The organism is Amycolatopsis orientalis DSM 40040 = KCTC 9412 (assembly GCF_000478275.1).
GTDB lineage: Bacteria > Actinomycetota > Actinomycetes > Mycobacteriales > Pseudonocardiaceae > Amycolatopsis > Amycolatopsis orientalis.
On the sequence record NZ_ASJB01000076.1, the window covers coordinates 17,298 to 39,624 of the forward strand.

At 70.5% G+C, this 22,327-nt stretch carries 14 protein-coding genes; 10 read left to right on the forward strand and 4 right to left on the reverse strand.

Going from position 1 to position 22,327, the window contains the following annotated elements; translation table 11 throughout:
* The first annotated feature begins 34 nt into the window (after nucleotides 1-34).
* Nucleotides 35-1,909, forward strand: coding sequence for a Calx-beta domain-containing protein (locus L324_RS26955; RefSeq protein WP_037314575.1), 1,875 nt, complete (start codon nucleotides 35-37; stop codon nucleotides 1,907-1,909).
* A gap of 57 nt (nucleotides 1,910-1,966) precedes the next feature.
* Here L324_RS26955 and bla read toward each other — a convergent pair whose 3' ends face one another.
* The gene (bla, locus tag L324_RS26960; protein ID WP_037314578.1) at nucleotides 1,967-2,878 is read right to left on the reverse strand and encodes a class A beta-lactamase; all 912 of its coding nucleotides are present in this window, start codon (nucleotides 2,876-2,878) and stop codon (nucleotides 1,967-1,969) included.
* A gap of 101 nt (nucleotides 2,879-2,979) precedes the next feature.
* Here bla and L324_RS26965 point away from each other — a divergent pair, with 101 nt between their 5' ends.
* From L324_RS26965 to L324_RS27005, 9 genes are all read left to right on the forward strand, one after another.
* Nucleotides 2,980-3,861: a LysR family transcriptional regulator gene (locus L324_RS26965; RefSeq protein ID WP_037314581.1), complete on the forward strand. Its 882-nt coding sequence runs from the start codon at nucleotides 2,980-2,982 to the stop codon at nucleotides 3,859-3,861.
* Entirely contained in the window at nucleotides 3,858-4,760 is a 903-nt protein-coding gene (locus L324_RS26970) for a serine hydrolase (protein WP_037314584.1), read from the forward strand. Before L324_RS26965 ends, L324_RS26970 begins: the two co-directional genes overlap by 4 nt.
* Before the next feature lie 49 nt (nucleotides 4,761-4,809).
* The gene (ppk2, locus tag L324_RS26975; protein ID WP_051174121.1) at nucleotides 4,810-5,787 is read left to right on the forward strand and encodes a polyphosphate kinase 2; all 978 of its coding nucleotides are present in this window, start codon (nucleotides 4,810-4,812) and stop codon (nucleotides 5,785-5,787) included.
* A 161-nt stretch (nucleotides 5,788-5,948) separates the two neighbouring features.
* A complete protein-coding gene (locus L324_RS26980) occupies nucleotides 5,949-7,718 on the forward strand; it encodes an alpha/beta hydrolase (RefSeq protein WP_037314587.1) in 1,770 nt (589 codons plus the stop codon).
* 204 nt (nucleotides 7,719-7,922) lie between these two features.
* On the forward strand, nucleotides 7,923-8,840 hold the full coding sequence (locus L324_RS26985) for a helix-turn-helix transcriptional regulator (RefSeq protein WP_037314591.1): 918 nt from the start codon (nucleotides 7,923-7,925) through the stop codon (nucleotides 8,838-8,840).
* A 307-nt stretch (nucleotides 8,841-9,147) separates the two neighbouring features.
* A complete protein-coding gene (locus L324_RS26990) occupies nucleotides 9,148-10,908 on the forward strand; it encodes a fatty acyl-AMP ligase (RefSeq protein ID WP_037314594.1) in 1,761 nt (586 codons plus the stop codon).
* Nucleotides 10,905-17,393, forward strand: coding sequence for a type I polyketide synthase (locus L324_RS26995; RefSeq protein WP_037314597.1), 6,489 nt, complete (start codon nucleotides 10,905-10,907; stop codon nucleotides 17,391-17,393). Before L324_RS26990 ends, L324_RS26995 begins: the two co-directional genes overlap by 4 nt.
* The gene (locus L324_RS27000) at nucleotides 17,390-18,973 is read left to right on the forward strand and encodes an acyl-CoA carboxylase subunit beta (protein ID WP_037314600.1); all 1,584 of its coding nucleotides are present in this window, start codon (nucleotides 17,390-17,392) and stop codon (nucleotides 18,971-18,973) included. The genes L324_RS26995 and L324_RS27000 overlap by 4 nt, the downstream gene beginning before the upstream one ends.
* 13 nt (nucleotides 18,974-18,986) lie before the next feature.
* Entirely contained in the window at nucleotides 18,987-19,964 is a 978-nt protein-coding gene (locus L324_RS27005) for an alpha/beta hydrolase (RefSeq protein WP_037314603.1), read from the forward strand.
* A gap of 41 nt (nucleotides 19,965-20,005) precedes the next feature.
* On the opposite strand, the gene L324_RS27010 is transcribed toward L324_RS27005, so the two are convergent.
* From L324_RS27010 to L324_RS27020, 3 genes are read right to left on the reverse strand one after another with little or no spacing between them, the layout of a single operon-like run.
* Entirely contained in the window at nucleotides 20,006-20,965 is a 960-nt protein-coding gene (locus L324_RS27010; RefSeq protein ID WP_037314606.1) for a pyridoxal-phosphate dependent enzyme, read from the reverse strand.
* Nucleotides 20,962-21,606, reverse strand: coding sequence for a helix-turn-helix transcriptional regulator (locus L324_RS27015; protein ID WP_037314609.1), 645 nt, complete (start codon nucleotides 21,604-21,606; stop codon nucleotides 20,962-20,964). Before L324_RS27015 ends, L324_RS27010 begins: the two co-directional genes overlap by 4 nt.
* Nucleotides 21,599-21,952: a RidA family protein gene (locus tag L324_RS27020; RefSeq protein WP_037314610.1), complete on the reverse strand. Its 354-nt coding sequence runs from the start codon at nucleotides 21,950-21,952 to the stop codon at nucleotides 21,599-21,601. The genes L324_RS27015 and L324_RS27020 overlap by 8 nt, the downstream gene beginning before the upstream one ends.
* Nucleotides 21,953-22,327 lie beyond the last annotated feature (375 nt).

Here is a 22,327-nt window from a genome sequence, read left to right on the forward strand (position 1 = left end):
TTCCGGCGGTCGCCGGGTCTCGAAAGGGAAGTCCATGTCGCGAAGACCACTGCCAGTCGTCCTGACCGCCGTCACGGCGATGCTCGTGTCCACCGGGGTCGCCGCCGCGGCCCCGCCGGGTGTCGACCCGGCCACGGTCGATCTCACCCTCGACGCGGGGCAGAGCACGACCGTGACCAAGAACGTGACGACCTCGGCGGTACCGCCGGACCCGGATCTCGTCCTGCTCGCGGACACGACCGGCAGTATGGGCGGGCCGATCGGCAACGTGCGGTCCAACGCCAGTGCCATCACCGGTGACGTGCTGGCCGCGCAGCCGACCGCGCAGTTCGGTGTCGCCGAGTACAAGGACTTCACCGACTCGGTGCCGTTCAAGGTCAACCAGGGCATCACCGGCGACACCACCGCGGTCCAGGCGGGAATCAACCAGTGGGTGGCCTCCGGTGGCGGGGATACACCGGAAGCCAACCTGAACGCTCTTTATCAGCTGGCCACCGGTGCGGTCACCTTCCGGCCGGACGGCACCCGCATCATCGCGTGGTTCGGCGACGCGCCGTCGCACGATCCGAGCGGCGGGCACACCCTGGCGCAGACCATCGCGGCGCTGCAGGCGGCGAAGATCCGCGTCGTCGCGGTGAACGTCGGGGCTCTCGACGCCACCGGACAGGCCACCGCCATCACCTCGGCCACCGGTGGGGTGCTGCTGAACAACGTTCCCGCCGGTCAGGTCTCCCAGGCCATCCTGGACGGCATCAAATCCATCGAGGTCACGGTGACCCCGAAGGTGACCAGCTGCGACCCGCAGCTCACGATCACCAACAACCCCGGCAGCGTCACGGTGACCAGCGGCGACGTCGCCACGTTCACCGAGACGATCACGGCGGCGGCCGGAGCCGCGCCCGGCACCTATCACTGCGTGGTCGACTACCAGGTCGACGGCGTTTCGCTCGGCTACCTCGAGACCACGACCGTGCGCGTGCTCGGCTTGAGCGTCAACGATGTGACGGTCGACGAAGGTTCGGGCGGAGCGCCGGTCCCGGCGACCTTCACGGTGTCGCTGCTCGGCGGTCCCAGCCCGAATCCGGTGACCGTGCACTACGCGACCGCCAACGGCACCGCGACCGCGCCCGCCGACTACGCGACCGCGAGCGGCACTGTGACGTTCGCGCCCGGTGAGACCGCGAAACCGGTGACCGTGCTGGTCAACCCGGACACCGTCGACGAACCGAACGAGACGTTCACGGTGAACCTCTCGGCCCCGTCGGGCGCCGGGCTCGTCGATCCGGCCGGGGTCGGCACGATCGTCGACGACGACCGTGACGGCGTCTTCTCCTGCACGGGTACCGCGGCGAACGTGCTCGGTGTTACCGCGGCGCGGGCCAACCCGGCGAATCTGCCGTGTGCCGACGACGCTGCCGGCGTCGCCGCCGCGACGCTCAACGCCGGTCTGATCAAGGTGGACGCCCAGGTGCTGACCGCGTCGACCGATCTCACGCCGGACGACCAGTCGGCGGCCCCGGCCGCGGGCGATCGCGCGCTCGCCACGGCCAGGATCGACAAGACGGTGATCAGCACGGTCGGGCTGACCATCGAACTCGGCGTGATCCAGTCGCAGGCCACGGCGACCTGCCAGCCCGCGCCGGGCGGTCTCGCCCCGGTACTGGCGGGCAGTTCGCATGTCGCGTCGTTGAAGATCAACGGTTCGGCGGTCACGGTGGGCTCGGCGCCGCTGACCATCCCGCTGGTCATCGGCTCGCTGAAGCTCAACGGCCAGACCGTGGCGAACGGTGTGGTGAAGCAGCAGGCTGTCGCCCTGGACACCGCGCTCGCGAAGATCGTCCTCGCGGAGTCCCAGGCCGACGTGCACGGCACCGCCGCGCATCCGGCGGGCAACCCCTGCCGTCGCTGACCGGCTGAACCGGCCGGGCGGACAGGTCTGTCCTGTCCGCCCGGTCCGCCACGTAGGTCAGGGGAGCAGTTTGACGGTGGCCACGGTGGCCTGCGCGAGCAGCGCGTTGTCGATCTTGGCGTCCTTTGCGGACCGGTCGGTCAGTACGGAGAGGACGATCGGCGCCCGGTTCGGCGGCCAGACGACGGCGATGTCGTTGCGGGTGCCGTAGCTCGCCGTCCCCGTCTTGTCGGCGACGGGCCAGCCCGGGACCCCAGCGCGGATGTTCGCGTCACCGGTGGTGTTGCCGCGCATGATGTCGACGAGGATCTTTCGCTTGTCCTCGGGGAGCGCGTCGCCGAGGGCGAAGGCCCGCAAGCCGACGGCGAGGGCGCGAGGCGTGCTGGTGTCCCGGATGTCGCCCGGAGCGGTGTCGTTGAGTTCGGTTTCGATCCGGTCGACGTGGGTCGTGGTGTCGCCGATCCCGCGCAGTACCGCGGTGAGGCCCGCGGGACCGCCGAGTTCGCGGAAGAGCAGATTGCCGCCGGTGTTGTCGCTGTAGCGAAGGGTGGCGTCCATGACCGCGCGGAGCGGCATGCCGGTCCCGACGTGTTTCTCCGTGACCGGCGAGCCGGTGACGACGTCCTGCGGGCTGTAGGTCACCGTCCGGTCGAGTTCGGCGACCGGGGTCCGCTGCAGGACACCACCGGCGGTGAACACCTTGTGCGTCGAGGCGTAGGCGAACCGCTCGTCGGCCCGGTAGGCGACCTCGCGGCCGGTCGCGGTGTCCACAGCGTACACCCCGAGCCGGGCACCGAAGGCGCGTTCGAGCCGCTCGAAGTCGGCACGGCCGTCCGTCACGACCGGGGCGGCGGCCGGCGAGGCGGCGGGTGGCTGCGCGGGGGCGGGTGTGGAACACGCGGCGAGGGACACGACCGAGAGCGCCAGCAGGGCCGCCCGGCGGGTCCAGCGGCGAGAAGAGACGGACACGGTGATTCCTTTCAAGATCGTTCGATGTCCGCAGTCTGGCGAGCGCCGATCATGCTGTCCAAGACACGAATGAGCCGTTCCATGCGAATCGGGCATAGTATGTGGTCGTGGACCTGATCGGTGGCTGCCGGGCGTTCGTGAGCGTGAGTGAGGCCGGGAGCTTCACTGCGGGAGCCGCGCTCGCCCGCATTCCCCAACCGGTGGCGAGCCGCCGGATCGCCGCGCTGGAACGGCATTTCGGCGAGCGGCTGTTCGACCGCTCCACCCGGCGCGCGCGGCTCACCCCCTTCGGCCGGGACATGCTGCCGTCGGCGAAACGCCTGGTGACCCTGGCCGACGCCATGGAGCACGACGCGCAGCGCGCCAAACTGCGGCCGACGCGGCTCGCGATGCCGGAGATCTGCTCCATCCGCGAACTCGCCGAACTCGACGCGGCGGCACGGGCACTCGACGTCTTCCTGGAGTTCCGGCAGGCCCCGCCACGAGAGCGAGCCGAACTCGTGCGCACCCAGGAGGTCCGCGCGGCTCTCACGACCGTCCCCGGGGAAGAGGGCACCTGGAAGGTCGAACTCGGTTTGGCCGGCACAGGCGGGTCGCGAGCGGGTTCGCTGCACCTGGAAACGTTGCGGGTGGGCCGGTCCGGCCGGGCGCTTCGCCGGGTCTGGATCCAGCCCGAGGACGACGTCCCGCATCTCCGTGATCGCCTGTTCCGCGTCCGCGACTCGGTGGGCCTGCGGCCGGCGCAGGTCGCCGTCGCCGATTCGCTCACCGGGGCCGCGGCGGCCGTGTTCGGTTCGGCCGATCTGCTGCTGTGTTCGACGGCTCAGGCCACCGAACTCGGTTTGGCCTGGCAGCCCATCGGCGAGCTCCGGCTCGTCCGTGGCTACGAGGTCACGGCGGGCCTCGGTGAGGACGCGCAGCGGCTCCGTGCACGCTTGTGGCCGGACATCGCCCGGTGTCTCGGCGCGGAGGAGACCACATGAACACCGAGTCGCTGCTCGCCCGGTTGCGCGCGGAACTGGCCGACGGCGGCCTGCGGGGCTCGTTCCTGGTACGGGACCTGCGGACCGGGTACGAGATCGGCATCGATCCCGACCTCGAGTTCCCCAGCGCCTCCTTGGTGAAGATCCCGCTCGCCGCGGCGACCCTGGAACGGATCCGGCGGGGCGAACTGGACGGTTCGACGCCGATCGAGGTCCAGCCCGGCCGGGCCACCACGCCGGGGCCGACCGGGCTGACCCGGTTCCGGCATCCGGCCAGGGTGTCGATCGACGACCTGCTCTACCTCGCCATGGCCATCAGCGACGAAACCGCGGCCGACACCCTCTTCTCGCTGACACCGCCGGCCGAAGTCACGAGGATGACGCGGGAATGGGGGGTGCCGGGGATTTCCGCGCGGCATCCCGTGTCGGATCTCAGCGACACGCCCGCCGAACGCTTCGGCCCCCAGGACGTCCACCTCGCGCACGCGCTCGCGATCAACGCCGGTACCGCCGGGCAAGGACATCCCGTTCCCCAGCTCGACATCACCCGCGCGAGTTCCGGTTCCGCCCGCGCGTTCGCCGGTCTGCTGGAAGCCTTGTGGACACCCTCCAAAGTGGACGAATCCGTGGCGGCGAGGGTGCGCGAACTGATGGGGCTCAACCTGTTGCGTCAACGCTTGAGTCCCGACTTCGTCTCCGACGCCACGAAATGGTCGTCGAAGACCGGTACGGTACTGAACCTGCGCCACGAGGTCGGTGTGGTCGAACACGCCGACGGCGGGATCTTCGCGATCGCCGCGCTCACCGAGTCACGCGTGTCCGCGGCGATCCAGCCCGAGGCCGAAGTGCTGATGGCCCGCGTGGCGCGGACCCTGCGTGATCATCTGCGCGGTGGCTGAAGGGCGGCACCGGTGTTTGCCGAACGATCATCACGGGTATTCCGCGCCTGTGCCCGACCCATCGGCTGATCTCGCCGCGCACTTCCCCGAATTGCGGGACCAGCGTCTCGTCGTCGACTACGACGACGCCGACGACCCGGTCCTGCTCCGCCCGGACGGTTCCCCCATCGACACCTGGCGCGAGAACTATCCGTACTCGACGCGCATGCCGCGCGCCGAATACGACGTGGTGAAGCGGCTGCTGCAGATCGAACTGCTGAAACTGCAGTACTGGATCAAGGACACCGGCGGCCGCATGGTCATCCTGTTCGAGGGCCGGGACGCGGCGGGCAAGGGCGGCACCATCAAGCGGTTCACCGAACACCTCGACCCGCGTGGCGCGCGAGTGGTGGCGCTGAGCAAGCCCACCGAACGCGAGCAGGGGGAGTGGTACTTCCAGCGTTACGTGAACCATCTGCCCACCGAGGGCGAGATCGTGCTGTTCGACCGATCCTGGTACAACCGCGCCGGCGTCGAACCGGTGATGGGGTACTGCACGGACGAACAGTACGAACGCTTCATGCGGCAGGCGCCGCTGTTCGAGCGGATGCTCGTCGACGACGGGATCTTCCTCGTCAAGCTGTGGTTCTCCGTGTCGAAGTCCGAGCAGCGGACCCGGTTCCTCATCCGGCAGGTCGACCCGGTGCGCCAATGGAAACTGAGCGCCAACGACGTCAAGTCGCTCGACCGCTGGGACGCCTACACCGAGGCGAAGGTGAAGATGTTCCGCGCCACCGACACGGAGATCGCGCCGTGGACGGTGGTCAAGAGCAACGACAAGAAACGGGCGCGTGTCGAGGCGATGCGCAGTGTGCTCGCCCGCGTGGACTACGCCGACAAGGACGAGGACGTCGTCGGTGAGCCGGATCTGAACGTGGTCGGTGCCGCGGCGACCCTCTTGGAGGAGGGCGAGGACGAAGCGTCGCTCAGCCCGACTCCGATCGCGCCGTCGCCGGATCCCGACCACGGCCCCGGTCTGCACCCGTAGCCGCGTCCGTGGTGTCGAGATCCCGCCATGTCGGGTATCCGCCATCGGCGGGCCGTGTAGGAACGCTGATCATCTGTCTTTACTTCTCGTACGGACGTCGGGGGCTCCTGTCGAAAGGGATCATGGTGATCAGTAGTACGAGAAAGACGCGGAGAGGCACGGTGGCCGTGGTCGCCGGGGCCTTCGTGGCCTCGGGCCTGGTACTGGCTCCGGCCGCGGGTGCGGCACCCGCGGCCAAGGCCGACCCGGACACCGCGGCGCTCGCCGGTGCGCTGACCACGCAGGCCGTGGCGTGGGGTGAGTGCTCGTTCCCCTCGGTCGCGCCCGCGACGGAAGCCGAACTGAAGAAGGTCAAGGGCCTGGCCTGCGCGACCATCCAGGTCCCGCGCGACTGGCACAACCCGCAGGACGGCAACACGATCGGCATCCGCGTCTCCAAGACCGCGACAGCCTATCCCGGTACCGGCAGGCAGGGCATCGCGCTGGTCAACCCAGGCGGACCCGGCGGCGAAGGACTGCCGTGGGGCGCCGCGATGGCGAGGCGCAGCCCGGTGCTGGCCGGACAGTACGACTTCGTCGGCTTCGACCCGCGTGGCGTCGGCCAGAGCACACCGCTGACGTGCAGCTACACCGTCCCGGACAGCACCGACCAGAACGTGATCAACCGCGCGAAGGTCGACGGCTGCCTGAAGAACCCGCTGACGAAGTTCATCACCACCGAGCAGACCGCGTACGACATGGACTTCATCCGGGTCATCCTCGGGGAGAAGAAGACCAGCTACATCGGTTACTCCTACGGCACGTGGCTGGGCACCTGGTACGCCACCACGTTCCCGGGCAAGGCGCACCGCTTCCTGCTCGACTCCTCGACCGACGCGAGCCGGACGACGCTGGAGAAGACCTGGGATCTGCAGCCGCGAAGCCGGGACCGCCAGTTCCAGGAGGCCCTGCTGCCCTACATGGCGCGTAACGACGCGAAGTACCACACGGGCACCGACCCGCTGGAGATCCGCCGCGACTGGGAGAAGGCGGGTGGCACCCGCGAATTCGCGGGCATGCTCTACGCCGCCTGGTTCATCATCCCGGCGATGTACGACACCACGCAGTACCCGTCGGCCGCGTCGATGGTGGCCGCGCTCGCCAAGGGACCGGCGCCCACCGGGACCGACGCGGAGAAGCTGGAAAAGGTCGTCGCCCAGGCGCTGACCACCCCGGGCCTGACCGACGCGAACAAGGCGTTCCTCGTCAAGGCGAAGGGCAACGCGCTGGAGGCCATCGCGAAGAAGGATTCGGTCGAGCGCAAGGCTTCTTATCAGGGTGGCGCCGAGGTCGAGACCTGGGACGCCGCGTTCGAGGCGATCCGTTGCCAGGACGGCCAGTGGAACCAGAACCTGCACTACTGGAATTACTGGCAGGCCGACCTGACCGTGAACGCGCCGTTCATCGCGCCGATCATGGCTCTCTCGGGCGCGCCGCTGTGCGCGTTCTGGCCGACCACCAACGCCAAGCCCGCGCCCGACGCGAAGACCTTCCCGAAGCTGCTGATCGCGCAGACCGAACTGGACGCGGCCACGCCGTACGAGGGCGGGCTCGCCACCGCGAACAGCCTGCCGGGCGCGAAGATGATCAGCGTCGACAACGAAGGAAGCCACGGGATCTTCCCGTACAACACCGACTGCGTCGACGACCCGATCGTGGCCTACTTCCAGACCGGTCTCACGCCGAAGAAGAAGTTCACCGGCTGCCAGGGACTGCCACTGCCCGGTGAGGACAAGACGGTCGAGGTCGGCGGTCACCTCGGACACGACGGCAAGATCAAGATCAAGATGATCACCCCCGAGGTGCGCAAGGCGAACGAGATCGTGCGCGAACTCCTCGAAGGGACCGCCACCGCGGCGGCCGACGAGAAGGGGATGCCCGTCAACAGCTGATCCCGGCTTTTCCCGGACGAGGTTCCCGCGGCCCGCGGGAACCTCGTCCCGCTACCCTGTTCAGGATCTGTGATCGTTTCGTTACCGATTCAGCCGCACGAATCCAGGGCCTTCCCCCTCAAGAACAGTGAGCGGACACAGCGCGACCGCCGTGCCTGACATCGATGTCAAGGCGGCTGTGCGGAGTGGGGGAGGAGAAGCGTCATGCTCGCCGAGTCGCGGGGCCTGTCGGTGGAGGCCGAGCAGCTGTACCGGGCCCTGCTGGACGGGCGCCCGACCACACCCGGTGCAGAGCTGGCCGAGCTGGAGCGCTTCGGCCTGGTGCGGGCGGGCGCGGGCGGGGTCGAAGTGTGCCCGCCTCGCGCGGCGCTGTCGGCGTTCGCCGCCTTGCACGAGGCCGCCGCCGTCCGGGCGCGGGAAGCGGCGGAAGTGCTCGGTGCCGCCTACTCCCTGCGGACGGGCCGGGACGCGGACTTCGTCGAGGTCCTGCGGAGCCGGGACGAGGTGATCGCCACGTTCGAAGCGATGCAGACGCAGGCGACGGTGGACATCGTCGCGCTGGATCCCGGAACGTACATGAGCCCGAAGACCGAGGTGAGCACGGCGCAGCCGGGCTCGATGGCGCGGGGTATCGGCTACCGCGTCGTCTACGACTCGTCCGTGCTCCAGGACGGCGACGGATTCGCCCAGGTGCAGTCGAGTATCGCTCTCGGGGAGCAGGCCAGGGTGTTCCCCGGATTGCCCTTGAAGCTGGTCATCGCCGACAGCGCCCGTGCGCTGATCGCCGTCCCGAACTCCGACGCCGGGGACGTGCTGGCGTTGCTGATCCACCCGTCGATGCTGCTGAGCGCGCTGATCGAGTTGTTCGGCTCGTTCTGGCGGATGGCCGTCCCGGTCCGCGCGGGCGGACCCGACGACGCGGAAGCGGCACAAGAGCCGACGCTCGCCACCCGGCGGCTGCTCGCCTTGCTCAGCGGGGGACTGACCGACGAGGCGATCGCCCGCGAACTCGGCATCAGCGAACGCACGGTGCTCCGGCGGATCAGCCGCCTGCAGCAGCTGCTGGGCGCGCAGACGCGATTCCAGCTGGGAGCGCAGGCGTCCCGCCAGGGCTGGCTCTGAATCCAGGACTCGTGAGTGGTAATGACGGTTCTAACCGTCATTACCACTCACGAGGCGACCAAGGGGTATACCGCCGGCCGCGGGCCGGAATCCGTCCGGAAGTGACAAGCGGGGTGGCCCCATTCTCACTTCCCCGTGAGCATGGCCGCATCGCCGTAAGCGTTTCAGAGTCCCTTCATTGACACTCTTCCCGGCCGATCCATACAGTTCCGGCAGATAAAGAACGGTCTCCGGAATGGAATCCGCTTTCGGCAACGGTGCCGTTCCGCATTCGCCCGCTCCCGCTCACGTCGTCAAACGAGGGGCCATGGAAACCATTTCGGAAACGGTCGTCGCCGCCCATGGGCCGGACGGCGCAGACGGCGGGGAGTCGTTCGCGACCCTGCTGGAGTACTGGGCCCGGCGGCTCGGCGACGAGGTCGCCGTGACCTACCTCGACCATCGCGCCGGCGCGGACGGCCGGGCGGTCACCCTGTCCTGGCGCGAACTCGACGACCGGGTCGGCGCCCTCGCCACGCGGCTGGCCGATTTCGCCGCCCCGGGGGAGCGGGCCGCGATCCTGGCCCGGCAATCCGCCGACTACGTCGTCGCCTTCCTCGGCGCGATCCGGGCCGGGCTGGTCGCCGTCCCGCTGTTCGCCCCGGATCTCCCCGGGCACGCGGGCAGGCTGGCCGCCGTGCTCGCCGACTGTGCCCCGCGGGTCGTGCTCACGACCGCGGCCGAGATCGACGGCGTCGCCGGGTTCCTCGCCTCGACGGAGGTCGAGCGCCCCGCGGTGCTCGCCGTCGACACCCCTGCCCCGGTCGCGGCCGGTGACCGTTCCTGGCCGCGACCGGAACCGAACGACCTGGCGTACCTGCAGTACACCTCCGGTTCGACGCGGACCCCGGCGGGAGTGATGCTGACCCACCGCAACGCGCTCACCAACGCCCGCCAGGCCTGCGACTGCTACGGCATCGAAACCGGGACGACGTCCACCGTCAGCTGGTTGCCGCTCTTCCACGACATGGGCCTGATCCTCGGTATCGGCGCGCCGATGGCCGCCGGGGCGGCCTCGGTGCTGATGGACCCGCTCGCCTTCCTCGAACGCCCGTCACGCTGGCTGCGCGCGATCGCGGCCAGCCCCGGCGCGATCAGCGCGGCACCCAACTTCGCCTACGCCTACAGCGCTTCCCGCGTGACCGAGGCCGAAAAGAGCTACCTGGAACTGAGCCGCGTCGTCTCGCTGATCAACGGGAGCGAGCCGGTGCTGCCCGAGACCATCGCGAAGTTCCATGACACCTTCGCCGAATGCGGGCTGCGGCCCGAGGTGCACCGGTCCTCCTACGGACTGGCCGAGGCCACCGTGCTCGTCTCCGTCACCGACGCGGGCAAGGCGCCGCGGCAGGTGACCTTCGACCGCGACCGGCTCGCCGCCGGGTTCGCGATACCGGCCGGACCCGGCGCCGCGCCGACCACACTCGTCTCGTGCGGTTTTCCCGCCGGTCAGCGGATCCGCATCGCCGATCCGGTCACCGGGGCCCTCGCGGGGCCGGGCGAGGTCGGCGAGATCCAGGTGAGCGGACCGAACGTCGGCGTGGGCTACTGGGGACGGCCAGGCGCCTCGGCCGCCGTCTTCGGTCTCTCGCCGGTCGACCCGGACACCGGCGCGGGCTGGCTGGCGACCGGGGACCTCGGCGTGCGTCACGACGGCGAGCTGTTCGTGACCGGCAGGCTGAAGGATCTCGTCATCGTCGACGGCCGCAACCACTACCCGCAGGACATCGAGCAGACCGTGGAGACGCATCCCGCGGTCCGGCCGCATTCCGCCGCCGTCTTCGCGATCGAGCGGGCGGACGGCGAGGCGGCGGTCGTGGTGCTGGAACGGGCCAAGGGGGTCGAGGCCGACGTCGCCGTGGCGACCGCGGAGGTCCGGAAAGCGGTCTCGGCCGCACACGGCCTGCGCCTGCACGACGTCGTCTTCCTCGCTCCGGGCCAGGTCCCGCGGACCTCCAGCGGCAAGATCAGCCGGGTCCTCTGCCGGATGTCCTATGTGGACGGATCGCTGACCGCGCGGCGGCCCGGGTGACCGCGGAGATCCGCGCCTGGCTGATCGCACGGGTGGCGGAACGGACCGGGCTGCCCGCGGACCAGGTCGATCCGGACCGTCCGGCGCACGAAAACGGGCTTTCCTCGCGGGAGTCGATGGCGCTGGCCGCGGATCTGGGCCGGTACCTCGGCCGACCGCTGGCACCGACCCTGGTCTGGCAGAGCCCGACGATCAACGCCCTCGTCGATCGGCTGTCCACAGTGGAGCATGAAGCCGTCGTAACGGGGCAAGGCCGTGAAGAGGAGCCGATCGCGATCGTCGGCGTCGGCTGCCGTCTGCCGGGAGGGGCCGACTCCGCGGAGCGGTATTGGCGATTCCTGGACGCCGGGCACGACGGTATCCGCGACGTCCCGGAAGACCGCTGGGAGGCGTTCGGCGGCGGCGTCGACGGGCTGCCCGGCCGAGGGGGGTTCCTCGGCGACATCGCCGGCTTCGACGCCGAGTTCTTCGGGATCACGCCGGGCGAGGCCGAAACGATGGATCCCCAGCAGCGGATGCTGCTCGAAGTCGCCTGGGCGGCGCTCGAAGACGCCGGGATCCCGCCGTCCGCCCTGCGGGGAAGCCGGACCGGGGTGTTCGTCGGTCTGTCGGCGGGCGAGTACGGCCACCTGACGATGTCCGACCCCGCCGCCGTCGACGTGTGGTCCGCCACCGGTGCCGCGACGAGTATCGCCGCCAACCGGCTCTCGTACCTGTTCGACCTGCGCGGTCCCAGCCTCACCCTCGACACCGCCTGCTCGTCGTCGCTGGTGGCGGTGCATCAGGCGGTGCAGAGCCTGCGGCGGGGCGAATGCGGGACGGCGCTGGCCGCCGGGGTGAACCTGATGCTCTCGCCCGCCGTCACCGCTTCCTTTCAGCGTGCGGGGGTGCTGGCTCCCGACGGTCACTGCAAGCCGTTCGACGCCGCCGCCGACGGCATCGCCCGCGGCGAGGGCTGCGGCGTGGTCGTGCTCAAACCGCTGAAGTCCGCCCGCCGGGCGGGGGACCGCGTGCTCGCGGTGATCCGCGGCAGCGCGGTGAACTCCGACGGCCGGTCCAACGGGCTCGTGGCACCCAGCCCGGACGCGCAGGCCGCGCTGTTGCGTGACGCGTACGCCGCGGCGGGTGTCGAACCGTCCTCTGTGGACTACGTCGAGGCGCACGGGACCGGTACCGCGCTGGGGGATCCGATCGAGGCCGGCGCGCTCGGCGAGGTACTGGGTAGCGGCCGCGAACTGGACCGCCCGCTGCTGATCGGCTCGGTGAAGGGCAACCTGGGCCATCTCGAAGGCGCGGCCGGGATCGCCGGGCTGATCAAGGTCGTCCTCGCGATGGCGCACCGGCGGTTGCCGCCGACCCCGCACTATCGCGAGCCCAGCCCGTACATCGACTTCGCCGGTCTCGGCCTGCGCGTGGTCGGCGCGGTGACGGACTGGCCGCGGTACTCCGGCGGCGCGCGTGCCGGGATCTCCGCCTTCGGTTTCGGCGGGACCAACGCCCATGTCGTCCTCGAAGAGTGGCCTGCCGCGTCGTTCCCCGCTCGCGGGAAGGAAGCCGAAGGCCCGCGGGTCTTCGCGCTGTCGGCCAAGTCGCGCGAGGTGCTCCAGGCGCGGGCCGCCGATCTGGCGGACTGGCTCGACGATCCCGCCCACCGCGCGGTTCCGCTGGACGTCGTCGCCGCGACCCTGGCGCGGTGCCGGGATCACCTGCCGGTCCGCGGCGCGGTGGTCGCCGAGGAGCGCGAACGGGTCGCCGCCGCGCTGAGAGAACTGGCCGCCGGACGCGAGAGCAACGGCGTCGTCACCGGCGAGGCCGCGCAGGCACCCGGTGTCGTGTTCGTCTTCTCCGGCTACGGCTCCCAGTGGCCCGGGATGGGCCGTCTCCTGCTGCGCACCGAGCCCGCGTTCCGCGCGGAGGCCGAGGCGCTCGATCCGGTGTTCCGGGCCGAAGCCGGATTCTCCCTGCTCGAGGTGTTCTCGGGTGAGCGCGACCTGCCGGACCTCGGCGCGACGCAACTGGCGTTGTTCGGCATGCACCTCGCCCTGGCCGGGCTCTGGCGGGCGCACGGTGTCGTCCCGGCGGCGGTAATCGGCCATTCGATGGGCGAGGTCGCGGCCGCCGTCGTCGCCGGGGCGCTGGACGTCGCGGACGGCCTGCGCGTGATGGCCACGCGAGCCCGGCTGCTCGCCGAGGTCGACGCGGCGGGCGACGGCGCGATGGCCGTCGTCGAACTGTCACCCGCCGACCTGGCCGATCTGGAAGCGGAATTCCCCGGGATCACCGTCGCGGTCTACGCGTCACCGGTCCAGTGCACCGTCAGCGGTGGCGCGGACCAGGTGGAGGCGCTGATCTCGCACGTCGAGAGCCTCGGCAGGCTGGCCAGGAGACTGCCGGTCGGGGGCGCCGGGCATTCGGAAGCCGTCGACGCCGTCCTCGGCCGGTTCCGCGCGGACCTCGCCGGCCTCTCGCCCAAACCCGCCGAAATCCCGGTTTACAGCAGTGTTCTCGATGATCCACAGTGGATACCACGCTTCGACGTCGACTACTGGGCGGCGAATCTGCGCCGTCCGGTGCGGTTCAGCCAGGCGCTGGCGGCCGCGACCGCCGACGGCCACGGCGTGTTCGTCGAGATCTCCCCGCATCCGGTGGCGCTGGCCACGATCGAGCAGAGCACCGGGGCACTCGCGCTGCCGTCGGCGAGCCGCAAGACCGACGAACGGACGGCGTTCCTGACCTCGCTCGCCCGGCTCCACACCCTCGGGCTGCCCGGCGTGCTCGACGCGCGCGGTCCCCGGCCGGTGCCGGTCGCCTTGCCCGGCCCGCGCTGGCGGCACCGGCGGTTCTGGCCACGGCGTCCGGCCGCCCGCTCCGGAACCGGTGGCGCGCATCCGATGCTGGGTGTCCACATCGAACAGCCGACCGGCGGTGGCCATCTGTGGCGGGCGGACGTCGGGACCGCGGCGCTGCCGTGGCTGGCCGACCACGCGGCGATGGGGGTCCCGCTGTTCCCCGCCGCCGGCTTCCTGGAACTGGCGCTCGCCGCGGCGAAGACGGTCCTGCGGCCCGGCGGGCACCTGCGCGTCGGTGGTCTCGAACTGCACCGGGTACTCCCGCTTGCCGCGCACACCGAGGTGACGACCAGTCTCGGCACCGGCTCCGGACCGTCCGAAGTGGACGTCTACGCGCGGTCCGCGCACGGCGGCTGGATCCGGCACGCCACCGCCCGCGTCCACGACGGCGACACCACGGTGGTGCCCTTCGGCGCGGTCGGCGCCGACGCCCGGCCGGTCGACCTTTACCAGGTGCTGGCCGGGATGGGGCAGAGCTATGGTCCCGCCTTCCGCGGGCTGCACGACGTCCTGGCCGCGCCGGGCCGCGCTTCGGCGTCGATCACCCTGCCCACCGAGCATCCGGCGTTCGTCCTGCATCCGGTGATCGCCGACGCCTGCCTCCACGCGCTGGCCGCGGCCGCCGGGGACACGCTCCGCGAGGCCGACGGCGTGTTCCTGCCGCTCACCGTGGGCGAGGTCGTCGTGGTCGGTGAGCCACGGCGCGGCGTCCGCGTCGACGCGGTGCTCGGCTCGCTTGACCCGGCCGGTGACGGCCTGGTCGGCGGGGTCCAGCTCGTGGACGCCGAGGGCGTCGTCCTGGTCGAGTTCCGCGACGTCTACTGCCGCCGGTTCCGGCGTTCGGCCTTGCCGGTTCCGCTGGAGGACCTGCTGTTCGAGACCGTCTGGCGGCAGGCCGACCTGCCCGCGACCGAACCGGGCGGGCACCGCTGGGCCGTGCTGTACGACGACGAACACCGGGAGCAGCCGTGGCTGACGTCGTTACGCGACCGGCTCGCCGAGACCGGGGACGAGCTGGAGACGGCCCCGCTCGGCGACCGCGCGGCACTGGCGGAACTCCTGCGGTCGCGTGAGGTGACGGGCGTGCTCGCGTGCGTCGCCGCGACGGGCGAGCCCGATCCGACAGGGGCCGGGCGGACGATCGCCGCGCTCTCCGCCGTCGTCGCCGAACTGGCCGAGCAGGCGGCCGCCCCGCGGTTGTGGCTGGTCAGCGCGGGCGCGTCGGTCGTCGAACCCGGCGAGCGCGGTGACCCCGGGCAGGCCTGCCTGCGCGGGCTGGTCCGGGTCCTCGCCTTCGAACATCCCGAACTGCGCGCGAGCCAGGTCGACTTCGACGCCGAACCGGATCCGGCCGGGCTGTGGGTCGGCAAGCTGGTGGCGGAGATCCGCGCGGACGCGCCGGACGACGAGATCGCCTGGCGCGAGGGCGTCCGGTACACGCGGCGGCTGGCCCGGCCGGAACTCGGCGAAGCCGACCGGGAAACCGTTGTCCGCGAAGGCGCTTACGTGATCACGGGCGGACTCGGCGGCCTCGGCCTGGTCGCGGCGGACTGGCTGGCCACGCGGGGCGCGACCCGGCTGATCCTGTCCGGCCGCCGCGGCGCGGGCCCGGAGACCGGATCCGCGCTGGAGGCCCTGCGCCGTCTGGGCGCCGACGTCCGCGTGGTGACCGGCGACATCGCCGAGCCGGGGACGGCCGAGGCCTTGGTCGCGGCGGCCACGGAAGGCGGTCTGCCGTTGCGCGGTGTCCTGCACGCGGCCGGGGTGCTGGCCGACGGCGCCGCCGTCACCGTCGGTACCGGCGCGGTCGACGCCGTCTGGCGGGCGAAAGCGCTGGGAGCGTGGCGGTTGCACGAGGCGACCGCCGGACACGACCTCGACTGGTGGCTGGCGTACTCGTCGGCGGCCGCGTTGTTCGGCTCGCCGGGGCAGACCGCGTACGCCACCGCGAACGCCTGGGTGGACGCGCTCGTCGCGTGGCGCCGGGCCGCCGGGCTGACGGCGGCGACCGTTGGCTGGGGAGCCTGGGGCGAGGCGGGAGCGGCCGTCGGCAGCCGCAATCCGGTGCTCGAACCGCTCGGCACGGAGGAGGCGCTGGCGGCGCTGGACGCCGTGCTGACCCGCGACCGCGCGGCGACCGGCATCGCCCGCGTCGACGCCGGGACCGTGCTGGCCCTGTTCCCGCGACTGGCCGAACGACCGTTCTTCGGAATCCTGGTACCGGGCGAAGAACCGGATACCGAACCGTCCACTTGGGACGGCCTGGAGGCGTTGCGGGCGGCGCTTCCGGAAGCCGCGCGGGAGATGCTGGCCGACTACCTCTCCGGGCTCGTCGCCGGGATGCTCGGGATCGCCGAGGACGAGATCGACAGGCATGTCCCGCTCACCCGCCTGGGCCTGGACTCGCTCGCCGCCATGCGCGCCCGGGGCGTGGTGGAGCGGGATTTCGGCCTGCCGCTGCCGATTCCGCTGCTGTTGCGGGGCGCCAGTCTCGGTGAACTCGCCGACCACCTCGCCGAACAGGCCGGATTCGGCGGGGGAGGCCCGCGCCCAGCCGGACCGGCCGTCGTGGTCGGGCCGCGTGATCCGGCCGAACGCTGGGTCGCCCGGCACTGGCGGGCGGAACTGGGCGGCGCGGAACCCGGCGTCCACGACGATTTTTTCGCCGCGGGCGGAGATCCCGAAGGCGCACAACGGTTGCGGGCGGCGTTCGCCGGTCAGCTCGGTGCCGTCCCCGACGTCGAGCGGCTCTTCGCCACGCCGACGATCGCGGCGATGGCGGATCTGCTGCGGGTCGCGATCGAAGGGCGCGGGGACTGCCCGGTCCGGCCACTGCGCGAAGGCGGCACGGATCCGGTGTTCCTCTTCCACCCGGCGGGCGGGCCGACGAGCGTCTACGACGGACTCGTCCGCCTTCTGCCCGACGGCAGATCCGTCTATGGGCTCGAACGGATCGACGAAGAAGACACCGTCGAGGGCAAGGCCGACTGCTATCTCGAACTGATCCGGGAGATCCAGCCACAGGGCCCGTACCGGCTGGGTGGCTGGTCGTTCGGCGGCTGCCTCGCCTACGAAACGGCCCGGCGGCTGACCGCGGCGGGGGAGCGGGTCGACCTCGTGTTCCTGATCGACAGCATCCTGCCGTTGCCCGCGGCCGGGAAACCGGTGCACGAGATCCTGCTGGACCGGTTCGCCCGGTTCGCCGAGCATGTCGAGCGGACCTACGGCGTCCCGCTGGACATCCCGCGCGAGGATCTTCTCCCACTGGGCGAGGAGGAGCAGATCCGGCTGGTGATCGGCAGACTGGCCGCGCGGGTGCCCGGGATGGGCCAAGGGGTACTGCGGCATCAGTACGAGTCCTATGTGGACGCGCGCGTGGCCGAACGTTATGTCCCGAAACCGTATTCCGGTCCGGTGCTGCTGCTGCGCGCCCAGGATCCCCATCCGCTGACCACCACCCTCGACCCGCGTTACCTGCGCACCGACGAAACCCTCGGCTGGGACGCCTACTGCCCGGACCTCGACGTCGTCCGGATCCCGGGCGATCATCTGTCGATGATCGACCCGCCGCAGGTCGAGGTGGTCGCGGCGGCACTCGCGAGCAGGCTCGCGGCCTCGAAGACGGTGCGGCCATGACCGACGTGCCGTTCGCGCCCACGACGGCGTTCCGGATCGCCGATCTGGCCGCCCGCCAGGACGAAGCCGTCCGGATCGCGGAGAAGCGGGCCGTCGACCGGCAGCACGCCAAGGGCAAGCTGACCGCGCGCGAACGGATCGGCCTGTTGCTGGACGAGGGTTCCTTCGTCGAACTCGACCAGTTCGCCCGGCACCGGTGCGCCGAGTTCGGGATGGACGCGAACCGGCCCTACGGCGATGGCGTGGTGACCGGGCACGGCACCGTCGACGGCAGGCAGGTCTGCGTGTTCTCCCAGGACTTCACCGTGTTCGGCGGCAGCATGGGCGAGGTCTTCGGGGAGAAGGTCCTCAAGGTGATGGACCTGGCCATGACGCTGGGCTGCCCGGTCGTCGGGATCAACGACTCCGGCGGTGCCCGGATCCAGGAAGGTGTCGTCTCACTGGCGTACTACGCCGAACTCGGCAGGCGCAACGCGCTGGCGTCCGGTGTCATCCCGCAGATCTCGCTCATCATGGGCCCCTGTGCCGGCGGGGCGGTGTACTCGCCCGCGATCACCGATTTCACCGTCATGGTCGACGAGACCGCGCATATGTTCGTCACCGGACCGGACGTCGTCCACGCCGTCAGCGGCGAGCGCGTCACCGCGCAGCAACTCGGCGGCGCCGCGATGCACAGCGCCGTGTCCGGCAACGCCCATCACCGGGCCGCCGGCGAACACGACGCGATCGACTGGGTGCGGACCCTGCTCGGCTACCTGCCGTCGAACAATCTGGACGCCGCCCCGGAGTACGCCGACGAGACCAGCGCCGAGCCGACCGCCGTCGATCTCGAACTCGACCGGCTGGTGCCCGATGCGCTGAACCACGCCTACGACATGACCGAGGTGATCGTCCGCCTCGTCGACGACGGCGAGTTCACCGAGGTCCACAGTGGATTCGCGGCCAACATGATCTGCGCGTTCGGCCGGGTGCAGGGCCGCACGGTCGGCGTCGTGGCCAACCAGCCGTGGCATCGGGCCGGTGTCATCGACATCGACGCCTCCGAGAAGGCCGCGCGGTTCGTGCGCTTCTGCGACGCCTTCAACATCCCGCTGCTCACCCTTGCCGACGTCCCCGGCTATCTGCCCGGCGCGGAGCAGGAGCGGCAGGGGATCATCCGCCGCGGCGCCAAGCTGATCTACGCCTACGCCGAGGCGACCGTGCCGAAGGTGACCGTGGTGATCCGCAAGGCCTACGGCGGCGGCTACGCGGTGATGGGGTCGAAGCATCTCGGCGCGGACGTCAACCTGGCCTGGCCGACCGCGGAGATCGCGGTGATGGGCGCCGAGGGCGCGGTGCGGGTGCTGCACCGGCGCGAACTGGCCGCGCTGCCGCCGGAACAGCGGTCCGCCGAGCAGGCGAGGCTCACCGAGGCATACCGGAAACGGCATTCGAATCCTTACGTGGCCGCTGAACGCGGTTACGTCGACCAGGTCATCGCGCCGTCACAGACCCGCCTGCAGGTGGCGAGGGCACTGCGCGCACTGCGGACCAAGCGGCAGACCCTGCCGGCCAAGAAACACGGAAACATCCCTTTGTGAGCAAGGAGAAGTGATGAACCGAACGCGGCGGTGGGGCCTGCTGGTGTTGTCCATGGTCGCCTTGCTCGGCACGTCGATCCCGGCGAGCGCCGCGTCCACGCCGGTCACCGCCGACGACGGCGCGAAGGTGGTCGAGGAGACCTGGCTGGACGCCCGGACGGTCGACCTCAAGATCAGCTCGCCCGCGCTCGGCACCACCGGCATGGTCCGCTTGCTGGTCCCCGCCGGCTGGGCCGCGGAACCCACGCGGACCTGGCCCACGCTGTACCTGCTGCACGGCTGCTGCGAACCGGTCGACTACCGCTCGTGGGACCAGTTCACCGACGTCAAGGCGTTCACCGCGGACAAGGACGCGCTCATCGTGATGCCGACCGGCGGGCCCGCCGGGATGTACACGAAGTGGTGGAACTTCGGCCTCGGCGGCACCCCGGACTGGGACACCTTCCACACCCTGGAGGTGCGGCAGATCGTCGAACGCGGGTACCGCGCCGGTACCCGCCGGGCGATCGCGGGACTGTCGATCGGCGGGTACGGCGCGCTCGCCTACGCGTACAAGCACAAGGGGATGTTCGGCGCGGCCGCCTCCTACAGCGGTGTCCCGAACACGCTGTACCAGGGAACCCCGCTGTTCATCCAGGGCATCCTCGCGCGGGCGGGGATCTTCAACTACCTCGAACTCTGGGGCGACAGCTGGGGAATGCGGTCGCTCTGGTCGGCGAACAACCCCTTCGACCACATCGACGACCTTCGCGGCACCGCGCTCTACATCTCCTGCGGCAACGGCCAGACCGGGCCACTCGATCCGCCCGGTCAGTCCGACATCTTCGAACCCTCGGCGCTGGGCACCTCGGTGAGCTTCACGGATCGTTTGAAACTCAAGGGAATCCCGGCGACCGTCGACTACTACGGCCCCGGTACGCACAGCTGGCCCTACTGGCAGCGAGCCTTGCGTAACTCGTGGCCCGTACTGGCCGCCGCACTCCGCATCTAGAGGACTGAATGCGGAATGCATTTAGTCCTCTGAATGCGTGGTCAGTGGGCGATGAGTTCGGCGAAGCGTTCAGGGCTGACGTTCCCACCGCTGAGGATCACGCCGATCCGCCCCGAGGCGGGCACCTGACCGCTGAGCAGCGCGGCCAGCCCGGTCGCCCCGCTGGGCTCGATGACGAGCTTGAGACGTTCGAACGCGAACCGCATCGCGTCCCGGACCTGGTCGTCGCTGACCAGCGCGATGTCGTCGACCAGCTTCCGGTTGATCGAGAAGGTCAGCTCGCCGGGAATCGAAGCGGCCTGGCCGTCGACGATCGTCCGCGGGACCGGGATCGAGACGCGTTCGCCCGCCTCCAGTGAGCGCTTGGTGTCATCACCCTCGGCGGGCTCGACGCCGACGACACGGATGCCGGGCCGCAGCGCCTTCGCGGCGGTCGAGCTGCCCGCGATGAGACCGCCGCCGCCGACCGGGACGACCAGCGTGTCGAGGGAGTCGGTGTCCTCCAGCAGTTCCAGCGCCGCGGTGCCCTGCCCGGCGATCACGTGCGGGTGCTCGTACGGCGGGATGAGCGCCAGGCCGCGGTCGGCCGCCAGCGCCTCACCGATCGCGACGCGGTCGCCGGTGTACCGGTCGTAGGTGACGATCTCGGCGCCGTAACCCGCCGTGGCGTCCTTTTTGGACTGCGGGGTGTCCTCCGGGATCAGGATGACCGCGCTGCTCCCGAGTTCCCGTGCCGCGAGCGCGACGGCCTGGGCGTGGTTGCCCGAAGAATAGGCGGCGATGCCCTTGGCGAGCTGTTCCGGCGAGAGCCGGGAGGCGGCGTTGTACGCGCCGCGGAACTTGAAGGCCCCGACGCGCTGGAGGTTCTCGCACTTGATGAAGACCTCGGCGCCGACGAGGTCGTCGAGGGTCCGGGAGCGCACGACCGGGGTCCGGTGGGCGACACCGGCCAGGCGGGCGGCGGCGTCGCGGATGTCGTCGATGGTCACGGGGGCGGTCATGATGCTCCTTGATCACGGATTTCGGACAGATAGTTGTAAGCGGAGGCGCGGGAGATCCCGATCCGCGCCGCGACCTGGGGCACCGCCCGCCGGACGGCGAAGACGCCACGCGCGTGCAGGCTGCGGAACAGGTCGAGCCGCTCTTCACGGCTGAGCGCGGCCCACGGTTTGTTCAGCCGGAGCTGGTGTTCGTCCACGATCGCGTCCACCACCGCGTCGACGTCGTCGCCGAAGGTGGTGGTCGGCGTTTCGGCGGTGGTGCCGACATCGGCGAGTTCGCCGACCAGGGTCTTGAGCTGGCCCAGCGCGGTGACGTCGAGATTCACGCACAGCGCGCCGAACACCGAGCCGCCGCTGTCGCGCAGCAGCATGGTCGAGGACTTCACGAGCTTGCCGGACGCGGTCCGGGTGACGTAGTTCAGCTGGTCCTCGGCCTCGTCACCGCGGGCGAGCAGGCCCATGCCGATCTCGCTCATCGAGCCGCCGACACTGCGATCGGTGACCGATCCGGCGATCGCCACCACCGACTTCTCCGGACGGCGGAAGTCGTGCACGACGACCTCGCAGAACGAGCCGAGCGTCGCCGCGATGCCGTCGGCGACCGGGGCGAGCGCGTCGAGGATCGCGTCCTGCTCAGACATCGCGTACTCGGGCCAGTGCCTCGACCTCGACGACGCCCCCGCAGGGCAGGGAAGCCACTCCGACACAGGTGCGCGCGGGCCGGGGCTCGGCGAAGAACTCTTCGTAGACGCGGTTGAGACCGTCCCGGTCGGCGATGTCGGTCAGGTAGACGACGACCTTCACCACGTCGGCCCGGCTCGCGCCCACCGAGCGCAGGGCGGTGTCGAGGTTGGCGAAGGCCTGCGGGCATTCGGCGTCGAAACCGCCCGCCGCCAGCTCGCCCGTCTCGGTCACCCCGAGCCGTCCGGACACGGAGACCAGGTCACCGCTGCGGAAGGCCGGGGGATACGGATGCTCGTTGCTCACGAGACCGACTGTATAAGCGTTGGACGGAAAGTCCAAGTGGTTTACGTCACGGTGTGCGAGCGAGGTGGCCGGGGCAGGGTGGTCATCGCATTTAGTCGACTAAATGCAATGACCGGCTCGTGAAACTTTGGGCTGCCTCAAAAAACGCCGAGGTCTTCAACAAATTCTTGGCTGGCTCGACCGGTGTGTTGAATTCCTCTTCACCCACTAGTAGTAAAACGAACACATGTTCGAGTTGTTTTGGTATTCTTGGGGTGTGTCCGAGACGATCCTTCCCGAGTTGCCGCAGGAGTTGTGGCGCGCCGGCAAGCTGGAGCTTGCTCATGGCGTGCAGCAGTTCCTGCAGGTGATCCGGGTCGCCACTGCCGGGCTGGG

Coding starts and splice junctions, on each gene's coding strand:
- L324_RS26985 (WP_037314591.1), top strand. CDS start 7,923: ATGCTCGCCGAGTCGCGGGGCCTGTCGGTGGAGGCCGAGCAGCTGTAC.
- L324_RS27015 (WP_037314609.1), bottom strand. CDS start 21,606: ATGTCTGAGCAGGACGCGATCCTCGACGCGCTCGCCCCGGTCGCCGAC.
- L324_RS27000 (WP_037314600.1), top strand. CDS start 17,390: ATGACCGACGTGCCGTTCGCGCCCACGACGGCGTTCCGGATCGCCGAT.
- L324_RS26990 (WP_037314594.1), top strand. CDS start 9,148: ATGGAAACCATTTCGGAAACGGTCGTCGCCGCCCATGGGCCGGACGGC.
- L324_RS27010 (WP_037314606.1), bottom strand. CDS start 20,965: ATGACCGCCCCCGTGACCATCGACGACATCCGCGACGCCGCCGCCCGC.
- L324_RS27005 (WP_037314603.1), top strand. CDS start 18,987: ATGAACCGAACGCGGCGGTGGGGCCTGCTGGTGTTGTCCATGGTCGCC.
- L324_RS26970 (WP_037314584.1), top strand. CDS start 3,858: ATGAACACCGAGTCGCTGCTCGCCCGGTTGCGCGCGGAACTGGCCGAC.
- L324_RS26955 (WP_037314575.1), top strand. CDS start 35: ATGTCGCGAAGACCACTGCCAGTCGTCCTGACCGCCGTCACGGCGATG.